Raw genomic sequence first — 20329 nt, 5'->3', positions numbered from 1 at the left:
GCCGGAAACCGATTTTTTAATTAACCCTTTTCTAAATTCTTCTACCCTTAAACAACGCATTCTTATGTTACAACAATCCAAAACCAATCGGTGGGCACTGGTGAAATACGGTGCCGTTGCCGCCTTGACTACTGCCGTTGTCGTGTTCGTTGCTGCCTGCGAAGACCAGTCCAAGAAGGACGTCGTTCAACAGGAGTCGGCTACTGCTAGCTCCGCCGCCAAAACCATTTCGGGCCAGATTCTTTCGCCGGATGGCAAGCCGTTAGCTGGTGCCAACATTGAGTTAAAGAATCAATCCAGAGGCACTTCAACCGATGCAAACGGTAATTTTATTTTTTCTAACGTGCCGGGTAATGCCACGCTGGTTGTTACGTTTGATGGTTACCCTACCACAGAAATCGCCGTTGCCAATCCGGCTGCCGCTCCCAAACGCGGTAATCTTATCGTCAAAATGGGAATCAGTTCTGCTGCTACTAACCTGCCTACAAAGCCGCGGGTAGATGAAGAAACCAGCCCGTTGGTCGATGGAAAGATTTTTGCGGTAGTTCAGCACCAACCCGAATTTCCGGGTGGTACGCCAGCTTTGTTCGAATGGCTGGGTAAAAACATGCGCTATCCAGAGGCGGCGGTTCGCGCCAATGTATCAGGCCGGGTTTTTGTCAACTTCATCGTAACGACTGATGGTAGCATTAAGGATGTAAAAATATTGAAAGGGATGGGATTTGGTACAGATGAGGAGGCCAAACGCATCGTTGCAGCCATGCCGAAGTGGAAACCAGCTATGCAGGATGGTAAACCGGTTAATGTCCGTTTTAATCTGCCCATACACTTTTCTTTGGAAGAGTAACAAACAAAAAGCCCCGATTCGGTCGGGGCTTTTTTTATCGTGTTTTTTTAGGAAACAGCTTCAAGAAATCTTCGTAAAAATCCCGGTATCCATCGGGCGCATCTTTGCCTTCCCAACTGACGTTAAACTGCGTTTTTGACTTTTTCCAAGCTACTGACGCATCCGGCGTTTCCGATTTTGTTGCCTTAACAGTCTTCACTTTCAGCTCCTGCTCTAGTTTTTTAAAGAGCGCCTGGGTTTTTTCCTTCGGCTGCTGGCCAAGTTGCTGGTAAGAACTATCAGTGGTATTTCGGTAAAATAGTAAGCCATTTTCAAGCATTCGGTATTCCGGGCGGGCTTCCCCGTTGCCCACGGTGACCACAATTTGACGGCCCGTATAGCGATTGGGGAAGGTTGAACCAGTTGGCTGCTGGGCTTTACTAACAACTACATTGAGACTAATGACACTAAAAAGAAGAATCAATACGCGAACGATCCTTATACACATAACCAATAATCAGATAATAGTAACTATTGGTATAACTGCATTTATCCGGGAAAAATTGCACAAAAACCTTTTTCAATCTGCTTGTTAGTCCTAAAAATCAGCCTCACGGAGGTGTTGGCTCCCCATACGTACTTTCTCGGAGGCGGACGGATTTACCAAAAAGTCCTCTTTCGAGCGTAATTCTCAGTAGGTTATCAAAATCGTCTGATTCTATTTTCGTCATTCTCGGCTTGACGCCTAATCCTCTGGCAATTTCCAAAATGGTATTGCTGTGACCTACCACCAGAACGTTTTTTCCCTTCATGCGCTCCAGCCTTTGTACAATTTCCTCCGTCGAACGAGCTGAATACGAAACGATGGGCAGGTTTAACTGACGGGCTAGTGGTTCGGCCGTTTGCCGGGTTCGGCGGTATGGCGTGGTTAGAATGGAATCAATCTGGGCGTTGATGAGCGCCCCGGCCAGGTCTTCGGCCCGCTGGAAACCCACTGGCGAAAGGCTGGTTGTGTCGGCTTCGCTCACCTTCTCCGCATGCCGAACAATATAGATGGTACTGGTCGAGCAGGAAGAAAGACTAAAAATAGCCAAACTAACTACAATCGTCAGGTAAAAAGGACGCCACGCAATGCAAACCATAGGCTTTATTTTTGGGAGCTTAACTCGTTAATGGCTAACCAACTCATTAGACCCGCTCCAATTTCCAGCGCCGACTCGTCGATGTCAAACGTAGGCGTATGCACGCCCGAGATAATGCCTCGTTCTTCGTTGCGCGTTCCCAGCCGGTAGAAACAAGAATCAACCACCTGCGAATAAAACGCAAAGTCTTCACCGGCCATCCAGAGATCCAGGTTAATGACGTTTTCTGAGCCCATGTAAGCCGTGGCGGATGAGCGCAGCCGCCGCGTCAGCTCAGGGTGGTTTTTAAGGAATGGATACCCGCGCACAACGTTCAGTTCGCAGCTTCCTCCCATTGCTTCGGCCATGCCCTCGGCCAGTTTTTTCATGCGCTTCAGGCCATCTTCGCGCCACTCTTCGTCCATGCAGCGAAACGTTCCTTCAATATGCACTTCGTTCGGAATCACATTCGTCACGCCATCGGCAATAAACCGCCCGAAAGACAAGACCGACGGGTTCGCCGGTTTGCGGTTCCGGCTGATAATCTGCTGCAACGCTACAATGATGTGCGAAGCGATCAATACAGGGTCGATCAACTGGTCTGGCATGGCTCCGTGGCCGCCTTTGCCTTTCACGGTCAGGTACAGTTCGTCCGTGCTGGCCATGTACATGCCTTCGCGGAAGCCAATTTTCCCCACCGGAATATTCGGTGCCACGTGCTGCCCAATCATGCTGGCCGGGGCCGGATTTTCCAGTACACCGTCTTTGATCATGAGCGACGCTCCGCCGGGCGCTTTCTCCTCCGCCGGTTGAAAAACAAGCTTAACGGTGCCTTCAAACTGGTCACGTAGGTTTTGCAGAATGCGGGCCGTCCCGAGCAGTGAGGATGTGTGTACATCGTGTCCGCAGGCGTGCATCACGCCCGGAACAGTCGATTTATAAGGCACATCGTTCGCTTCCAGAATGGGCAAGGCATCCATGTCGGCCCGCAACCCCACCACCCGGCTGGTCGGATTTGTTCCTTCAATAATGGCCACCAGACCTGTTCCGGCCACGCCTTCCTGCGGCGTGAGGCCAATCGCTTTCAGTTGCTCGGCGACAAACTTAGCCGTGTTGTATTCATGAAAAGACAACTCTGGATTGGCGTGCAGGTGCCGCCGGTTGGCAACGATATCAGCCGCGTATTGACGGGCCAAGCTTTTAATTTGATCTTGCATAAGTATGGGTCGCCAAAGCGATGGTATTCTGTGAATTGGCCGGTAAGGGCAAAAACACAGGTGCTAGTTCATAGCGATATGTTGATAATCGTTCAGTAATGTCTGGAGAAAAACACGATCTTCCAGGTCTGTTTCAAGGCTTAATACCTGTTGCACCTTCCGGGCGGTTCGTTCGGCAACCTCGGCATTTCCCCGCTGCACAACCCCCCGGATAATTTGTATATCCCGATCAGACAGGTTTTTTACTTCTGGAAAACGCACCTGATAATTATCAGGCAAATTGCCGTAAACCACCTCATGGAGCGCTACGGTAGCATTTAGTTTTACGACGGTAGTCCCGGCGGCCACATCCCCCACCCGCTGGCCACGCCCACTAACCGCAATCGCGATGATTGCCACGATTCCTCCAAAAACCAGCGGTGACTCAAGCAACCGCAGCAGCCACCGAATGACATAACCGCCTAGATTGGGTTGTGAGCCATCGAGCCGGACCACCCGGATATTCACCGTTCGCTTCCCCAGGCTCTGCCCGTTCATGAACACCTCCGACAGCAGGTCATAAAACATGATGGGAAGGTAAAACAGAGCCAGAGAAAAAAATGAACTCATGACATTGATTCGAATCACGTATCTACTTAGCCAGCCGACAAGCATGAACCAGACCAGAAAAATCACATAGTCAATCAGGGTTGCCAGAATTCGGTCGCCAATGCTGGCGGGTTCGTATTCCAGCAGTACGTTCTGGGATGTTTGGATCGATACGCTCACGTCACGCTAAAAGTCAAAAACAGGCTACCCGTATGGGCCAAAAGTCGAAAATAGAAAAGATTTATGAATTCCTGCCTATGATTTCCCGGAGGTTCCGTATTTTGGAGAGACTCTTTCGACTTTAACTCTTAACCTATTTTCATGCGTGAAGCTATTTTTGTTAAGCGCAATACCGATAAATGGAAGCAGATCGAATCGGTGCACGCAACCGATCCGGATATTTTAACGGAACGGTTTATTGAGCTGACCGATGATTTGTCGTACGCGCGGACTTTTTACCCCAACGCCCCCGTCACGCGCTACCTCAATGGCCTCGCTGCCCGCATGCACCGCGATTTGATGCGCAACAAACGGGAAGACCGAGGCCGCTTCGTGACCTTCTGGAAGTACGAGTTGCCTCTGCTCTTCCGAAAAACACACCGCCTGCTGCTCGTGTCGTTCGTTATTTTTATGGTTGGCGCGCTGCTAGGCTGGGTTTCGGCAGCCAACGACGAAACGTTTGTCCGGTTGATTATGGGCGATGGGTATGTGAACATGACGCTGGAAAACATCCGCAAAGGCGATCCGCTGGCCGTTTATAAAAGCCGGGGGCAGGCCGATATGTTTCTGTCTATTACCATCAATAATATTCGGGTTTCGTTTGTCGCGTTCGTACTTGGCCTGATGGCCTCCGTCGGAACCATTAGTGTGCTCTTTCAGAACGGAGTGATGCTGGGTTCGTTCCAGTATTTCTTCTACGACCGCGATTTGTTGGTGAAGTCTGTTTTAACGATCTGGATTCACGGAACGCTCGAAATCTCGGCCATTGTCATTGCCGGGGCCGCCGGACTGACACTGGGAAACAGCCTGCTTTTTCCGGGCACCTATTCCCGGCTGGAGTCGTTCAAGCGGGGCGCGAAGCAAGGCGTCAAAATCATTATTGGCCTTATTCCGATTTTTATCACTGCGGGGTTCCTAGAGAGCTTTGTCACCCGCTTGCCGCTGCACCCGGTAGCAAGTTCGGCCATTATTCTCCTATCGGCAGCCTTTCTGGTATGGTATTTTATCCTTTATCCAATTCAACTAAACCGTAACCAGCCTCATGATTAATTTGTACCAGCAACGCGATTTTAGCGAAAAAATCAATGTAACATTTCAGTATGCCATTCAGGAAATGAGAAGCCTCGGCATGGCCTTGCTGTACATTGCCGGTCCGCTGGCGCTCGCTAGCGGAATTATTAGCGGTTATCTGCAAGCCACCGTTACAACAGGCATCCAGGCGGGCACGCGTGTTACCCCCTTTTTTGGCACAACCTCTTCTCTGATGCTCGTCTTTTTGACCTATTTCCTGACGCTATTAACGGGCCTTCTTGTTAGTTTGGTTGTTTATGCCCATCTAAAAATTTATGACCGCACAAATGGCGGCCCCGTAACGGTTTCAGAGGTATGGGAAGAAATTCAGGCCTCACTTGGGCAGTCTATTGGCGTTGGTATTGTCACGTTGTTGCTTACCATCCTTGCTTTCTTTGTGTTTTTTTTTCCGGCGATTTATTTAGGCGTTGTTTTTTCGTTAGCCATCATTATTGTGGTGTTTGAACGGCCCGGCCTTGGGCCAACCATCAGTCGCTGCTTCAACCTGATTCGCGACAAGTGGTGGTCTACGTTCGGACTGCTTTTGATTATGGGGATTATCGTTTATGTTATTAGCTTCATTTTCAACGCCCCGCTCATTGCGTTTACCCTGCTTAAATCATTTCGGGTCCTCTCCGATATCCCGGAGCCATTTACCATTCTGGCAACAATCATTAGTACCATTGGTAGCTCGGTGATGTCGGCGCTGGGAGCACTGGCGCTGGCTTTTCAGTATTTCAATCTGGTAGAGCGCCAGGAAGGCCGAGGCTTGCTTTCGGATATTGAGAGCATCGGCTCCACACCGACAAAACCACGATTTGACGATGAAGGTGATTATTAATCGACGGGTTAGCTGGTGCTTTTTCGCGCTGCTTTTCTGGCTAAGTTGGGGCGGCTTCGCCCAGCAACCAGCCCAGAATGATCGCAGCCGGATAGAACTGCGCCGCCTGAACCAGGATAAATTGGAAGACTACCGAACCAGCCGCGACTACCAATATGACCGCGAGGCACCCCCACCGCAAAATCCACTGGCGAAGTTTTGGGCTTGGGTAGTTGGTAAGATTCAGTCGTTTTTGCGGAGCAGCGCGTACGAAAATGTCTGGCAGTACGTCTTCTTAGCCGTCTTTGCGGGCTTTGTCATCTGGCTGTTAGTCAAAGCAGATGTTACCGGGATCGTTTTTGGAAAAGCAGCCAAAAAATCAGCACTGGGTTACCAAACCATTACCGACAATATTCACGAGATTAACTTCTCGGAACGCATTGAAGAAGCCATTGGGCAGAAAGCGTATCGCTTAGCCATACGATTATTGTATTTGCAAACCCTTAAGGATCTCTCTGACCGTGAACTAATTACTTGGAAACCAGACAAAACAAACCACAGCTATGTCCTGGAACTAGCACAAACACCTTACCAGTCCAGGTTCGCGGAATTAACCCGCCAATTTGAATATGCCTGGTACGGTGACTTTCCAGTAACCGAAGAACGGTTTGGAAGCATTCGGGAAACATTTAGACAATTTTTTGGCTCAGCACGTTGAAAATCAACCGATACCTGCTTATTCTCCTGCTAACAGTCGTCGCCTACGGCCTGTTTGAGTATTACCGTCCGAAGCCCATCGACTGGCGGGCAACGTACGTCAACAAGGATAAGATTCCGTTCGGGACCCGGGTACTTTACGAATTGTTACCCGAATTCCTGAATGACCAACCGGTGGAAGTTTCCCGACTGCCGGTCTTCAACCAACTGACTGAAACGAAGCTGCCCGCTCGTAGCAATTATTTCTTTGTCTGTGAACGCATTAAACTAAGTACGTTCGATCAAACAAAGCTGCTTCAGTATGTCGCGAAGGGGAACAACACGTTTTTGTCAGCTTACTATTTCCCGGATTCACTGGCCAAAACGCTGGGGTTCAAGGCCGACCTGAGAGCACCATCGCTGCGCGATACGACCCTGGGGGTTAATTTCGTTAATCCCAGTCTTCGTCGTAAAAGTCCCTACCATTTTCGGTACGATGATGGGCGGAATTTCCTGGAGCCTACTTCCAACCGCGTGACTGTCCTGGCCCGAAATGCCCGTAACGAGCCTGTTTTCCTGAAAATTCCGTACGGAAAAGGCGTGTTTTACATTCATAATTTACCCCTTGCTTTCACCAATTATTACCTCCTCGACCCAAACAGCGAAGATTTTGCTTCGAAGTCACTCGCGTACTTACCTAAATGGCCTACTTATTGGGATGAATACCAGAAACGCGGTCGGTTTGATGAAAATGAGCAGACACCGTTGCGCTACGTACTGAGTCAGGAACCGTTGCGCTGGGCTTACTATTTGACCCTGGCCAGTCTACTTCTATACGCCATCTTTGCCGGAAAGCGAACGCAACGCATTATCCCCATTGTCGAAAAGCCGAAGAACACGTCCCTTGAATTTGTGCAAACGGTGGGTGGACTGTATTTTCAGCGGGGTGACCATACCAATCTGGCGCAAAAGAAAGTGCAGTACTTTTTTGCTTTCCTTCGTGAGCATTATCTGCTAAATCCGTCCTATCCTGACGAAGAATTTAAAGAAACGCTTTCCCAAAAAAGTGGCGTTTCGCCTGCTGATATTCGCGATTTATTCCGGGTCATTGCCTTTGCGCAGCAACAGACAACCGTGAGCGAGCACGATTTATTGGTCTTAAACGAGAAAATTGAAGCGTTTTATAACCTTACCAAGAACTAACGATTATGTCTCCATACGAATCCCGACTAGATTTATCCGGCCTTCAGGCTTCTGTAGACGCCATTCGAGCCGAAATTAGTAAAGTCATTGTCGGGCAACCCCAGGCGATTGACTGGCTGCTCACCGCGCTGCTTGCCGATGGGCACGTGCTGATTGAAGGCGTCCCCGGCGTAGCTAAAACCCTTACCGCAAAACTTTTAGCTAAAACCATCTCGGTGCAGTTTAGCCGGATTCAGTTTACGCCCGACATGATGCCCTCTGACGTGCTGGGTACGTCCGTCTACAATCCTAAAGTGTCCGATTTCGAATTTCGGCAAGGACCGATTTTTGCCAATATTGTCCTGATTGACGAAATCAACCGGGCGCCGGCCAAAACCCAGGCGGCCCTGTTTGAGGTCATGGAAGAACGGCAAATCACTGCCGACGGCACGACCTACCCGATGACCGAGCCGTTTATGGTACTTGCCACCCAGAACCCCGTTGAGCAGGAAGGAACTTACCGGCTGCCAGAAGCGCAACTCGACCGTTTTCTGTTCAAGATCATCATCAATTATCCCGATTTATCCGACGAGGTTAACATCCTGCGAGGGCACCACGAACGCCGCAACCTCGCCGATGCGCTCGATGCGGTTCAAGCGGTTTTGTCCGCCGACCAATTGACTGAATTGCGCGCACAGGTTCACCGGGTACACGTTGAAGACAAACTGTTTGATTACATTGCCCAGATCGTGCATAGCACTCGCGCGAGCAAATCGCTGTATCTGGGGGCTTCCCCACGCGCTTCGGTTGCCTTGCTCAACAGCGCGAAGGCCCTCGCTACGCTCCGGGGCCGCGACTTCATAACGCCCGAAGACGTACAGGAGCTGGCGGCTTCGGTGCTTCGCCACCGGATTATCCTGACGCCCGAACGGGAAATGGAAGGTGCTACCGCCGACGAAGTGATTGCGCAAGTGGTGCAAAAGATCGAAGTACCCCGATGAAAGCGCTTTATTTTTCTCGCCGCGTCTGGCTGCTGCTCATTGCGTTGATCCTGGCCTTTGTGGCGGCTTACGTTATACCGGCGCTCTTTCCGTTTGTGCGGTTGGCGTTCTTTGTCAGCCTCTTTCTGCTGGTTCTGGACGGTGTGCTGCTGTTTCGGGGCAGGGCTAAGATGTTCGCACGCCGCGAAGTTCCCGACCGATTATCCAATGGTGATGAAAATCCCATTGATATTTACCTGGAAAACCGCTTTGCCTTTAAAACGCATCTGGAGATCATCGATGAAATACCGTTTCAGTTTCAACGCCGCGACATTCTGTTTCGGGCCACGCTGAAACCCAACGAAACGAAAACGATCCGGTATGACCTTCGGCCCACTAAACGGGGTGAATATAATTTTGGCGCGGTAAACGTGTTTGCCATGACGGCGCTGCAATTGTTAAAACGCCGCTTTCAGTTTTCGCAAAACAAGATGGTGGCCGTTTACCCGTCGTATTTGCAGATGCGTCAGTATGAACTGCTGGCCATTTCTAATCGCCTCACTGAATTTGGAATTAAAAAAATCCGTCGGCTGGGGCACAGCATGGAATTTGAACAGGTGCGGCCTTATGTAGCTGGTGACGATATCCGCACGTTGAACTGGAAAGCTACGGCGCGGCGTTCGGATGCGCGCGGCTCCTCCTTCATGGTCAATGCCTATCAGGACGAGCGTTCACAGGCGGTTTACTGCCTCATCGACAAAGGTCGGGTGATGAAATCGCCTTTTGAGGGTTTGACGCTGCTGGATTATGCCATCAACGCCACGTTGGTGCTAAGCAATATTGCCTTGCAGAAACAAGACCGGGCGGGCCTGGTCACCTTCTCGGACCGGATGGGCCAGTTCGTTTCGGCGGAGCGGCGACCGGGGCATTTGCTACGCATTCTGGAAGTACTCTACAAACAGAAAACCCGGTTCTTGGAAACTGATTACGAAATTTTGTACCAGCACGTTCGGACGCATATTCGCCAGCGAAGCCTGCTTTTGTTGTTTACCAATTTTGAAACGGTCAATGCGTTGCACCGCCAATTGCCTTATTTGCGTCGGCTGGCGAAGGACCATCTGCTGATTGTTGTCTTTTTCGAGAATACGGAATTAAAAAGCCTCCTGGAAAATCCGGCCAATAATACAGAGCAGATTTATCAGAAAACTATTGCGGAGAAGTTTTATTACGAGAAAAAACTAATCGTGAAGGCGCTTCGGCAGTACGGTATACAAGCCATATTGACTACGCCGCAGGAGCTAACGGCCAACACCGTCAATAAATACCTGGAACTCAAAGCCAGAGGAATGATCTGATAGTAAACCAATTACCCGTTTGGTATGAAACGATTTTTACGTCTATTGCTTATTGCCCTTGTTCTGCTGGCGGTTATTCTGCTCGTTAATACGTTCCGATTTAAGTCCAAACAACTAACCGATGTACAAACTGCACCGGCGGTGCCCGTCAACGACTCGGCCATTAATCGGCTCGCAGAAGCCATTCGGATTCGCACGGTTTCCTTCACGGATTACGCGCTCACGGACACCACTCAGTTTGATCAGTTTGTTCAGTTTTTGAAGCGCTCGTTCCCGCTCACGCACGCGCAGCTCAAGCTCGAAACGATCAATCAATACGGGCTGCTGTATGAATGGAAGGGACAAAATACCAGCCTGAAACCGGCGCTTTTGATGGGGCATTACGACGTGGTGCCCGTTATTCAGGGAACGCAGCGCATGTGGAAACGCCCCCCTTTTGCCGGATTAATTGAAAATGGCGCTATTTATGGCCGGGGAACACTCGACGACAAAAGCGCCGTTTTGGGCTTATTTGAAGCCGTAGAAGGTTTACTAAAAGCCGGTTTCCGTCCGCAGCGAACCCTTTATTTATCCTTCGGGCAGGACGAAGAAGCCAGTGGTCGACGTGGGGCCGCGAGCATTGCCCGCACGCTTAAAGCGCGAAAAATCAGTCTGGAATATATTCTGGACGAGGGCGGTATCATCAAAACAGACGGTGTTCCGGGCATCAAGAAACCCGTTGCGCTAATTGGCATTACGGAAAAAGGCTTTGTCAGCCTTAACCTGAGTGCTCGCTCCAACGGCGGCCACTCATCGATGCCGCCGCCCCAGACCAGCATTGGTCTGGTAGCCAGTGCCGTCAGTAAACTCGAAGCCAATCCGTTTCCGGCGCGACTGGACGCGGGAGCCAATTTTATGTTTGATTACATCGGTCCCGAAATGCCGTTTGGGCAACGCCTAGTGTTTGCCAACCGCTGGCTCTTTGGTTCGCTGGTGAAGAAAATCATGTCGGGCACCAATTCGGGTAACGCGGTGCTGCGGACTACCACTGCCCCAACGATTTTCAGCGCGGGGGTGAAAGATAACGTATTACCCATTGATGCCACCGCAACCGTCAATTTCCGAATCCTGCCCGGCGAATCCGTTCAAAGCGTGATTGAGCGCGTCAAAGAAGTGATTGATGATGAACGCGTTCAGGTTAGCCAGTTCAAAAGTCTGGACAGCAATCCGGCCCCTATTTCCGACCCTACTGCACCGGCCTTTGAAGTCATCCACCGGACTATCAGGAGCGTTTTTCCGGCGGTGGTTGTTGCACCTTACCTGATGGTTGGCGGAACAGATGCCCGTTATTACACAGATTTGTCGCCTAACGTGTACCGGTTTACGCCTTACCCCATGAATGACGAATCGCTTAAAACGATTCACGGCACCAACGAGCGGTTAATGGTCGCCGATTACCGGCAGATGATTCGGTTTTATACGACCTTGATTCGCAACAGTCAGTAAACAAATTCCCATTAGCTACCTTACCATGATTGAACAAATTGAAACACCGAACGCTCCGCTTCCCGCCGGGCATTACTCCCAGGCCACCGTCTGGAACGACCTGATTTTCGTAGCTGGCCAACTGCCTATTCGGCCCCAGACCAACGAGAAACTAACGGGTTCCGTTGATGAGCAAACCCAACAGGTGCTGGAAAATGTAGAGGCTATTTTGGTTGCTGCCGGAAGCGATTTGGCGCATGTTCTGAAAACGACAGTTTATATCTCCGATATTTCGCTTTGGAGTCAGATTAACGCGGTTTATACAACTTTTTTTGGCGAGCATAAACCCGCCCGCGCGGTGGTTCCGACCAAAGAATTGCACTATGGCTTTCTGGTGGAAATCGAAGCGGTGGCGGTTCGAAAGAAAGCCGATTAATCAGGCAAAGGTTAGTTCAAGATCGTTTTTCAGCTTGCTATAAGCAGCAAACAAGGTATCGACTTCCTTCGCTACAGCCGGGGTGAACAAACCCACATCCCGCCGGGTAAAAGTTGAGAGTTCGAAGCCTCTTTTTTGCAGGAAATACTTGGAAACGATGGGATATACCTGGTGAATGACATCCATTGTGTCCACTAAAAACTGCTGCACTTTGGCTACTTCCTCCTGCTGGTCGCTGTCGTTGTAATTGTTGCAAAGCCAGACAATCAATTCCGGGAAGAAGTTACCCTGAATGCAGGAAAGCCCCGCCGAACCGGCCTTTAACGACTCAACGGCGTGGCCCATGTAAGCGTCGTAAATGCCTAATTTCGAATCCGAGGTCAAGCGCACTTTTTCGCTGACTTGCTGAATAGACAGGCAGGTATCTTTGTGGTAAATAAATCGTCCCGTAGCGGCAAACTGCGCCAATTGCTGCGGCGAAATCAGGCGCTTGTAAGGTACTGGGCACTCATAAAAACCAAGCGGAACCGCATCCGTATGCCGCAATAATTCAAAAACCCGTTCGTCAAAAATAGCATCAGACTCCTCTTCACTGGCCAGCAGCCCCGTTATGACAATGACGGCCTCCGTTCCAGTATCGTGTACTTTTTTGATGAAGTCGGCCTGCTTCGAAATAGCACCTCCGAAGGTTCCGGTTGCCACGACGGGCACGGCGCCGTTAGTTACCTTAATCACATGCTCAATTAACTGAATGCGCTCCGATTCACTGAGTTCAAACATTTCGCTCGACAGGCAATTGGCAAACAGCCCAGCGGCCCCGGCTTCCAGGTAAAATTCGGTCAACCTTGTCAACGCGTCGAAATCAATTTGCCCTTTTTCGTTGAAGGGTGTGAGCATAACCGGAATAAAACCTTTTTCTGGCTTTTCCATGATTTACGATGGATAAGATGTTGAATAAATCGATTCAGGATGGCGTAACCGCCGCCGTTTCTGCTTCTTTTCGGGAGCGTGCTCTGAGCTTTGTCAGCAAAAGACCAATCAGGAAAATAGTCAGCGTTCCGACTACGATAATCATGTTGGTATGCAGCGGATTTTTCAGGAAGTGATATTCCTGGGGAAGATTGCCCGAAAACGTCATCCAGAGAATCACTAAAATACCGATTAGCGTTGCCATCAGGGCTTCGTGGTTCCGCGTCTGCCGGCTAATGATTCCCAGCAGAAAAAGCCCCAGCATACCCGCCGCGAAAATGCCCGATAGCGTCCACCAGATGTCCAGAATGCTTTTGACACCAATCATGGCGATGCCCGCTACCAGACCTAAAACACCAAAAACTACGGTCGCTACGTGCAGTAAAGTCAAGGTACCTTTGGCGCTTATATTGGGGTTGAAATAGCGTTTGTAAATATCTTCCGTAAAAACCGTAGCCGACGCGTTCATGCCGGAACTGATGGTACTCATAGCCGCCGATAGAATGGCTGACACGATCAGGCCAACCAGTCCCGCCGGGATTTTTGTCACCATAAAATGGGGCATCACCTTATCGCCATAATCGGCTGGCGTTAGGGTTGCCATCAGGTTGGTAATTTCTGCTGCCGATGCCTGGGCCGGTAACCGTTCGGAAGCAACTTTATATTTGATGGCTTCAATCCATTCAGGATGCAGGTTGTAATACGCAAAAAGGCAGGAACCGATGACGAAAAACAGCAGGGAGGCGGGCAGGTAAAGCCAGACACACAGCCAAATCGACTTCGAGGCTTCTTTGGCCGACGACGTTGTGTGATAGCGCTGAATGTAATTCTGATCCATCCCAAAATTGTTCAGGTTGATAAAGAAGCCGTACAGCAAAACAACCCAGAACGTCGACTGCGTAAAATCGAGCGAGAAACTTCCCAGACTGAACTTGTTGTTTTGGGTACCAATTTCAATAATCCGAGCCGTGCCGCCCGGCATTTCGGCTACAATCAGGTAAAGAATCAGCAGGGCACCGAATGTCTTGATGACGGCCTGTACTACCTCGGTCCAGATGACCGCTTCCATGCCGCCCAACACCGTATAAATAATGATGCAAATGCCCATCACCACCATGATCAACTCCATGGAATAACCCGTCAGCGCTTGCAAGCTGAGCGCAATTCCGAAGAAAATTGACCCCATACGCGCTAACTGAGTCAGCAGAAAGCAAACCACGGCGTAGGTGCGGGCCCAGGGACCAAAACGATGTTCCAGGTGCGTGTAAGCCGAAATTTCGCCGGTATGCCGGTAAAACGGAACAAAAAATCGGGAGGCAGTATAAGCTGCCAGCGGCATCGACAAGCTAAAAACAAAAGCGTTCCAGTTGCTTCCGAAGGCTTTCCCCGGAACACCCAAAAACGTATTGCTGCTCAGAAAGGTGGCGTAGATGGATAGTCCGATGGCCCAGCCCGGTATCCGACCGGATGCTTTGGTGAACTGCTCGGCGTTCTTTGTCTTTCTCGAAAAATAAAAGCCAACCAGCACCATGCCTATAAGGTACGCCAGAATAACGGCTAGATCAAAGAGCGGCAGACTTTTCATACAGTATGGTTAAGGGAAAAGGCTAACTTTTTGGATATTACTCCATCTAAACCAATAAGGACTATTTTTTCACCATCTTTTCCAATTCATCGAAGCTGCGAATGGCGTTTGCGGGTAGTTTTTCGCCTTTCTCGCCAAAAACATACAGAGCCGGGAAGGCTTCAATGGTGCATTTCGACTCGTCAATCTTACCGCTCTTATCCTGAATCCGTTTTATATCCAGATTGAGGTATTTGGCCAGAAACTCGTATAAAGCCAGACGCTTATTAACGCCAAAATCGTGTCCTTCCTGCGGTAAGTGAACATTTGTTACCAAATCTGTTTTGCCGTAAAAACCATACGTCCGCTGCAAAAACGGAAACTCGTTTTGCGGCACAAACTGTGTCCAGTCTTTTCCGTCGGAGACAATGAGCTGCGGTCTCGGAGCCGCCATGGCCGCCACTTCGACGTTGTTGGTGCCGCCGCCGCACAGGTGAACACCCATGCCGCTCTCGCAGGGGCAACCGCCGCTGTGATACGAGGACACCATCACCACCGGCGCACTGACCGTAATGCGATCATCCAGAGCCGTCAGCAGCATGGTTTGGCTACCCCCGCCCGAGGCGCCACTGATGGCTACCCGCTTCGGATCAGCTTCTTTCAAGGTCAACAGCCAGTCCAGAATACGCATCCCATTCAGCGTTTGAATGGTGTTAGCCAGACTCCGGCGGTGGTCTTCCGTTTTAAATTGCAGGGCTGATTCGCCCCAGGCAAATAAGTCATAACTAAAAGACATCGCACCCATACGCGCCTGCATCGCACAACGGTACTGACAATCAGCCCGGTAGCGACCATCGCCAAAATGACCATCTGGACTCAGAATAACCGGCACCGGCCCTTTTGCTTTCAGCGGTCGGTAAAGCGAACCCGTTGCATATAGACCCGGCAGCGTTTCGATGGCTACGTTTTCGACGGTGTAGCCGTCCATGATCCGTTTGTTAGTAATAATTGGCTTGCTATTTGGTTGGGCTGGCAACTGATCAAATTTCAGGGCATTCCGCATGCAGCTTTTCAGTTCAGTTTTTCGCTTTTCCCAGCTTGCTGCGTCGCTGTACAAACTAGCCAAGTAAGCAAGTTGCTCTTTGCCTTCTTCCGGTGTTTTCAGGTGGTATTGAAACGCCTGAAGTTTGTATTTCCCCGTGCCTTCTTTTGCAAAGGTTATATCCTGTGAGGCCAGAATATTGGTCATTGTTTTCTCCACATCCGGGCGAAAGCGCCAACCCGCGTAGGAGACATATTTTTCCTTGACCAAATCCTCTGGATAGCGAATCTTCACCGAATAGCGGTTTTCAATTTCCTGAATTACCATCTTTAACGGAACCCGAAAAGCTTCGTCGGCGGTTTGTGCCTTTGCTATGAAAGCGCCGCAAAGCAGCCAGATAGCCAATGTTATCCTAAGCATGAAAAGGTTTGTTTTCTTTTGTCTAGTTAAAGCTGGCATATTATAAAAAAGGAGCATCCGTTCCGATGCTCCCCCTATTAAATTTTCTTACATCACCCAGCCCTGGCGGTATTCGCGTTTCAGATGCTGGTTCAGTTCGGGAGCGTTGGTGAATTGCATGTTGGCCGCATCCCAGGTAATCTTGGTGCCCTGTTTGTAAAGCGCAGCAACGCCCAGCAGCATGGTTTCGCACAATGGCCCCGCGTATTCGAAGGGTGAAACGGCTTTTCCGTTGCCTTTGCAGGCTTCGGCCCAGTTGCGTTCGTGGCTCATACCAACGCGTTTGAAGGTCTGTGCTGGTTTCTTGTACGAATCCATCTTTTCCTTAGGCAGTAAGCGTGGATTGCGTCCGTAGGTTTCGTGAATTAGTTTGCCTTTTGTGCCAATATAAAGCACTCCGCCCCCTTTATCGACGGCCTGATCACCTAGTTCAATGGGTTTCGGTGGCAGAATACCTCCATCAGTCCATGTCAAGGTGATAATCGGATTCTTCTTATCGTTGGTCGCAAATTCATACGTCACCATCGACGCAATTGGATAGGTCTGCATCGGGCCTTTCTTGTCGTTTTGCCCCCAGGGCGTAGCCGATGCTTCCACGCTGATTGGGGCGCTTAGACCCAGCGCCCAATACGGATGGTCGATGAGGTGGGCACCCATGTCGCCCAACGCACCAACCCCGTAATCGACCCAGCCGCGCCATTTGAACGGAGTATAGGCCGGATTGTAGGGACGGTAAGCAGCCGGTCCCAGGAACAAGTCCCAATCCAAGGTATCGGGTACGGGTGGCGTATCGGTTGGAGCCGGAACTCCCTGTGGCCAGTGCGTCACCGGGCGGTTTGTCCAGACGTGTACTTCTTTCACTTTTCCAATGGCCCCGTCTGCAATCCACTCGTTGATGGAACGAGCATCATCGCTGGAATGGCCCTGGTTGCCCATCTGGGTAACAATCTTAGGATTTTCCCGCGCCATACGCGCCAGTTCCCGCGCTTCCCAAACGGAAACGGTTAGCGGTTTTTGCACATAAACGTGTTTACCCAGTTTCATTGCCGCCGATGCCTGAACAGCGTGCTGGTGGTCGGGCGTGGCAATGATTACGGCGTCGATGTCTTTCTGGGCTTCCAGCATTTTCCGGTAATCCTTATACCGCTTGGCACCCGGATATTTTTCAAAGACAGGAGCGGCGTACTTCTGATCGATGTCGCAGAGAGCAACAATATTTTCGGTGGGGGCCAGCGCATTGATATTGCCTTTACCCATGCCGCCAATACCGATAGCCGCCACGTTGAGTTTGTCCGAAGGTGCGATAAATCCCGAGCCGCCCAGGACGTGGCGCGGTACGATGGTGATACCCGCCAGCGCCAGCGACGCCCCTTTGACAAAACCCCGGCGGCTCACGGAATTGTCTGACTTTATTTTCTGATCGTTCACAAGTAGAAAGGTTTATAAGGGTAAGTGTTCTTTAAATAAAAGCAGCTAGCCGTTCCTTTTTTACTACTTGTTACCCATTTTTTCTACCCAGCTAACGAATTGTGTCTAACGGAGTTTTTTAGGATCTACCCGCCGGATTACTTCGCTCTTGCTGAAGACGACACGCCAGATGGCAAACGGTTGGCTGGCCTCATCGGAGCAGGTTTTACAGATGATATTTTCGGTTGGAACCGCCGCGTTATAAATCAAGAGCGTATCGCCGATCGGTTGGATATTGTCACTCTGGGACAACTTTTGCTTTGCGTTATACAGGTAAGCATCCACCAGCTCACGCTCCTTGGCTGGCAAGGCGACGTTCTTCGCGTCGCTGGCCCGCAGCAGATTGATCTGAACGCCAAACTGTTTTTCCAACTTTTGAATGGCGGCCAGTTTCTCTGGATTACACAATTCCTTGGCCCGTTTTGGCTCGGCTTTCGCCAGCTCGTCGGCCACTATTTTCTCGGCTGACTTAACAACAGCCTTCCCCCATTCATCTACGGTGCTTGTTAATTGAGCGCTGGTGATGCGCTTGATTTTCCGGTTGTTCATTTCCTGCGCCAACTCCCTAGTGTTCTGTACGCGTTCAGAATTACAGGATATCATTAAAAACGCAAGACCAAAGATCCAGGCAAATGGAAGGCAGAAACGAGTAGGGTATTTCATTGTCAGGAACTTAATACGTCTGAATAATGTCATTTATGAAGATAACGAAACGATGATCAGATTCGTTAGCAAAGCTACAAATCAACGGTTGACTGAGCGAATTTTTGTAACTTTGTCTCTACGGCAAAATCAATTGCCGATCATTCCTTGGATCTAGTCTTTTAGAAATACATGATTCACCAGTTAGAAGCCATAAAAGAACGATTTGGCGAAGTTTCTCAGCAAATTATGATGCCCGAGGTCGTCTCCGACCAGAAACGGTTCATGAAGTTGAGTAAAGAATATAAAGACCTGGAAAAAATTGTTCAGCAGTATAAGGCTTACCAGAAGCTGCTCAACGATATTGAAGGGGCTAAGGACCTTATTGCCAACGAAAAAGACGAAGACATTCGGGAGCTAGCTAAAGCCGAGCTTGACGAGTTGTGGCCTCAGCAGGAGCCGATGGAAGAGGTTCTGAAAGAATTGCTGATTCCGAAAGACCCCAACGACAGTAAGAACGTCATTCTCGAAGTTCGGGGTGGTACAGGTGGCGACGAAGCAGCCATTTTTGCTGGCGACCTTTTCCGGATGTACCAGCGTCTCTGTGACCGCATGGGCTGGCGGATGTCGCTCATGGACTTTACGGATGGTACGGCAGGCGGTTATAAAGAAATTATCTGCCAGATCGAAGGTGAAGACGTTTACGGCAAACTGAAATTTGAGTCGGGTGTGCACCGCGTCCAACGCGTTCCAGCAACCGAATCGCAGGGACGCATTCATACCTCGGCAGCCAGCGTTGCCGTGCTTCCCGAGGCGGAAGAAGTTGACGTTGAGATCAACATGAATGACGTTCGGAAAGATACTTTCTGTTCGTCAGGTGCTGGTGGACAGTCGGTTAACACCACGTACTCAGCAGTTCGGCTAACGCATATTCCGTCGGGTCTGGTAGTGCAGTGCCAAGATGAACGTTCGCAGTTGAAAAACTTCGACAAAGCATTAACAGTATTGCGGTCGCGTTTGTACGAGATTGAGTTGCAGAAACACAACGACGCCATTTCATCCCAGCGGAAATCGATGGTTGGAAGTGGTGACCGTTCTGATAAAATCCGGACGTATAATTACCCCCAAAGTCGCGTTACCGATCACCGCATTGGTCTAACGGTTTATAACCTGCCAACGGTGATGGATGGCGATATTGACGAATTTATTGAGCAGCTTCGGATTGCGGAGAATGCCGAACGCATGAAAGAAGCGCAGGTAGCTTAATCTTCCTTTTTTTTGATGACAGGAGCCCGAGACTAGTTTTCGGGCTCCTTTATTTTACAAGCTTCCGGTTTTGCCGCCATCGACCGGCACGTTAATGCCATTGATCGAGGTCGCAGCGGGCGTACATAAAAAAGCAACGGCAGCCGCTACTTCTTCTGGCTCGACAAAGCGTTGCGTTGGAATTTCACGCTGCATCTGCTCGACTACCTCTTCTTTCGACTTGCCTGAACTTTCGGCCCGCATGTTCAGCACCGATTCCAGACGGGCGGTTCGCGTGTAACCCGGCAATACGTTATTCACCGTAATGCCAAAACTTCCCAGTTCCAGCGACAGCGATTTTGCCCACTGAGCCACGGCTCCCCGAATCGTATTGGATACGCCCAAACCCACAATGGGCTGTTTAACGGATGTGGAAATGATGTTGACAATTCGCCCATAGCCCGCTTCCTTCATGGCTGGTACGAGCGCCTGCACTAGTTGCTGGTTGTTAATCAGATGCGCAGCGAAAGTTTTTGTAAATTCTTCCGGCTTGGCGTCGATTAAGGGTCCGCCCGCCGGTCCGCCGGTATTGTTAATCAGAATATGGACGACTGGATTTTCAACCAGATAAGCATCCAAAGCAGCTTTCACCTGCTCCGTTTGGGCGAAGTCCGCTACCAGATAGCGATGCGTTTGCCCTTGCGTTGTATCCAGTTTCTCAACGGCTTCTTTTAGTTTTTCTTCATTTCGGGCGAACAAGGTTACATTCGCACCGAGCAGGGCAAGTTCGACGGCACTGGCCCAGCCAATTCCCTGGGTACTTCCGCAGACAAGAGCCGTTTTTCCTTTAAGTGACAGATTCATACAATATGTGTTTAATTCCAGGGGCTTCTATCTGCAAACTAAAATGAAGCAGAAGCCATCCATTTCCAACCATCAACACAGATATATGGTTAATAGTTGAAA

General features: G+C 50.1%; 20 protein-coding genes. 10 read left to right on the top strand and 10 right to left on the bottom strand.

Annotation, left to right across the window (positions count from 1 at the left end):
* The first annotated feature begins 64 nt into the window (after positions 1 to 64).
* Entirely contained in the window at positions 65 to 847 is a 783-nt protein-coding gene (locus L0Y31_RS07345; protein ID WP_234736469.1) for a TonB family protein, read from the top strand.
* Positions 848 to 881: 34 nt separating this feature from the next.
* Here L0Y31_RS07345 and L0Y31_RS07340 read toward each other — a convergent pair whose 3' ends face one another.
* The 4 genes from L0Y31_RS07340 to L0Y31_RS07325 all read right to left on the bottom strand — a co-directional run bounded on the left by L0Y31_RS07340 (position 882) and on the right by L0Y31_RS07325 (position 3932).
* Entirely contained in the window at positions 882 to 1334 is a 453-nt protein-coding gene (locus L0Y31_RS07340; RefSeq protein WP_234736468.1) for a hypothetical protein, read from the bottom strand.
* A 103-nt stretch (positions 1335 to 1437) separates the two neighbouring features.
* Positions 1438 to 1968, bottom strand: coding sequence for a SixA phosphatase family protein (locus L0Y31_RS07335; protein WP_234736467.1), 531 nt, complete (start codon positions 1966 to 1968; stop codon positions 1438 to 1440).
* 5 nt (positions 1969 to 1973) lie between these two features.
* Entirely contained in the window at positions 1974 to 3164 is a 1191-nt protein-coding gene (locus L0Y31_RS07330; protein ID WP_234736466.1) for a M20 metallopeptidase family protein, read from the bottom strand.
* A 63-nt stretch (positions 3165 to 3227) separates the two neighbouring features.
* The gene (locus L0Y31_RS07325) at positions 3228 to 3932 is read right to left on the bottom strand and encodes an RDD family protein (RefSeq protein WP_234736465.1); all 705 of its coding nucleotides are present in this window, start codon (positions 3930 to 3932) and stop codon (positions 3228 to 3230) included.
* Positions 3933 to 4073: 141 nt separating this feature from the next.
* On the opposite strand from L0Y31_RS07325, the gene L0Y31_RS07320 reads away from it, so the two are divergent.
* Genes L0Y31_RS07320 through L0Y31_RS07285 form a run of 8 tightly spaced genes read left to right on the top strand, consistent with a single transcriptional unit; the run spans position 4074 to position 11975 of the window.
* Positions 4074 to 5021, top strand: coding sequence for a stage II sporulation protein M (locus L0Y31_RS07320; RefSeq protein WP_234736464.1), 948 nt, complete (start codon positions 4074 to 4076; stop codon positions 5019 to 5021).
* The gene (locus tag L0Y31_RS07315) at positions 5014 to 5883 is read left to right on the top strand and encodes a hypothetical protein (RefSeq protein WP_234736463.1); all 870 of its coding nucleotides are present in this window, start codon (positions 5014 to 5016) and stop codon (positions 5881 to 5883) included. The genes L0Y31_RS07320 and L0Y31_RS07315 overlap by 8 nt, the downstream gene beginning before the upstream one ends.
* A complete protein-coding gene (locus L0Y31_RS07310) occupies positions 5867 to 6580 on the top strand; it encodes a DUF4129 domain-containing protein (protein WP_234736462.1) in 714 nt (237 codons plus the stop codon). Before L0Y31_RS07315 ends, L0Y31_RS07310 begins: the two co-directional genes overlap by 17 nt.
* The gene (locus L0Y31_RS07305) at positions 6577 to 7761 is read left to right on the top strand and encodes a DUF4350 domain-containing protein (RefSeq protein WP_234736461.1); all 1185 of its coding nucleotides are present in this window, start codon (positions 6577 to 6579) and stop codon (positions 7759 to 7761) included. Before L0Y31_RS07310 ends, L0Y31_RS07305 begins: the two co-directional genes overlap by 4 nt.
* Positions 7762 to 7766: 5 nt before the next feature.
* The gene (locus L0Y31_RS07300; RefSeq protein ID WP_234736460.1) at positions 7767 to 8741 is read left to right on the top strand and encodes an AAA family ATPase; all 975 of its coding nucleotides are present in this window, start codon (positions 7767 to 7769) and stop codon (positions 8739 to 8741) included.
* Complete coding sequence (locus L0Y31_RS07295; RefSeq protein ID WP_234736459.1) at positions 8738 to 10075, top strand: DUF58 domain-containing protein; 1338 nt, start codon at positions 8738 to 8740, stop codon at positions 10073 to 10075. The genes L0Y31_RS07300 and L0Y31_RS07295 overlap by 4 nt, the downstream gene beginning before the upstream one ends.
* 24 nt (positions 10076 to 10099) lie before the next feature.
* On the top strand, positions 10100 to 11560 hold the full coding sequence (locus L0Y31_RS07290) for a M20 family peptidase (RefSeq protein WP_234736458.1): 1461 nt from the start codon (positions 10100 to 10102) through the stop codon (positions 11558 to 11560).
* 25 nt (positions 11561 to 11585) lie between these two features.
* Entirely contained in the window at positions 11586 to 11975 is a 390-nt protein-coding gene (locus L0Y31_RS07285; protein WP_234736457.1) for a RidA family protein, read from the top strand.
* Here L0Y31_RS07285 and L0Y31_RS07280 read toward each other — a convergent pair whose 3' ends face one another.
* The 5 genes from L0Y31_RS07280 to L0Y31_RS07260 form a co-directional block, all read right to left on the bottom strand.
* A complete protein-coding gene (locus tag L0Y31_RS07280; RefSeq protein ID WP_234736456.1) occupies positions 11976 to 12905 on the bottom strand; it encodes a dihydrodipicolinate synthase family protein in 930 nt (309 codons plus the stop codon).
* Between the two features lie 34 nt (positions 12906 to 12939).
* Positions 12940 to 14529, bottom strand: coding sequence for a sodium:solute symporter family protein (locus L0Y31_RS07275; RefSeq protein ID WP_234736455.1), 1590 nt, complete (start codon positions 14527 to 14529; stop codon positions 12940 to 12942).
* A gap of 61 nt (positions 14530 to 14590) precedes the next feature.
* Positions 14591 to 15970 carry an alpha/beta hydrolase family protein gene (locus L0Y31_RS07270; RefSeq protein ID WP_234736454.1) on the bottom strand — a complete coding sequence of 460 codons (1380 nt, stop codon included), beginning with the start codon at positions 15968 to 15970 and terminating at the stop codon, positions 14591 to 14593.
* Positions 15971 to 16057: 87 nt separating this feature from the next.
* Positions 16058 to 17437 carry a Gfo/Idh/MocA family protein gene (locus tag L0Y31_RS07265; RefSeq protein WP_234736453.1) on the bottom strand — a complete coding sequence of 460 codons (1380 nt, stop codon included), beginning with the start codon at positions 17435 to 17437 and terminating at the stop codon, positions 16058 to 16060.
* A 105-nt stretch (positions 17438 to 17542) separates the two neighbouring features.
* Complete coding sequence (locus tag L0Y31_RS07260) at positions 17543 to 18079, bottom strand: hypothetical protein (RefSeq protein ID WP_234736452.1); 537 nt, start codon at positions 18077 to 18079, stop codon at positions 17543 to 17545.
* A 231-nt stretch (positions 18080 to 18310) separates the two neighbouring features.
* Between L0Y31_RS07260 and prfA the strand changes: the two genes are divergently transcribed.
* Positions 18311 to 19384, top strand: a complete 1074-nt coding sequence (gene prfA, locus L0Y31_RS07255) for a peptide chain release factor 1 (RefSeq protein WP_234736451.1) — start codon at positions 18311 to 18313, stop codon at positions 19382 to 19384.
* A gap of 54 nt (positions 19385 to 19438) precedes the next feature.
* On the opposite strand, the gene L0Y31_RS07250 is transcribed toward prfA, so the two are convergent.
* Positions 19439 to 20227 carry an SDR family oxidoreductase gene (locus L0Y31_RS07250; protein ID WP_234736450.1) on the bottom strand — a complete coding sequence of 263 codons (789 nt, stop codon included), beginning with the start codon at positions 20225 to 20227 and terminating at the stop codon, positions 19439 to 19441.
* Positions 20228 to 20329 lie beyond the last annotated feature (102 nt).

It is taken from the genome of Tellurirhabdus bombi (genome assembly GCF_021484805.1).
GTDB classification, from domain to species: domain Bacteria; phylum Bacteroidota; class Bacteroidia; order Cytophagales; family Spirosomataceae; genus Tellurirhabdus; species Tellurirhabdus bombi.
Note: the sequence above shows the minus strand (reverse complement) of the source record. Positions and strands in the feature narration are given on the sequence as shown.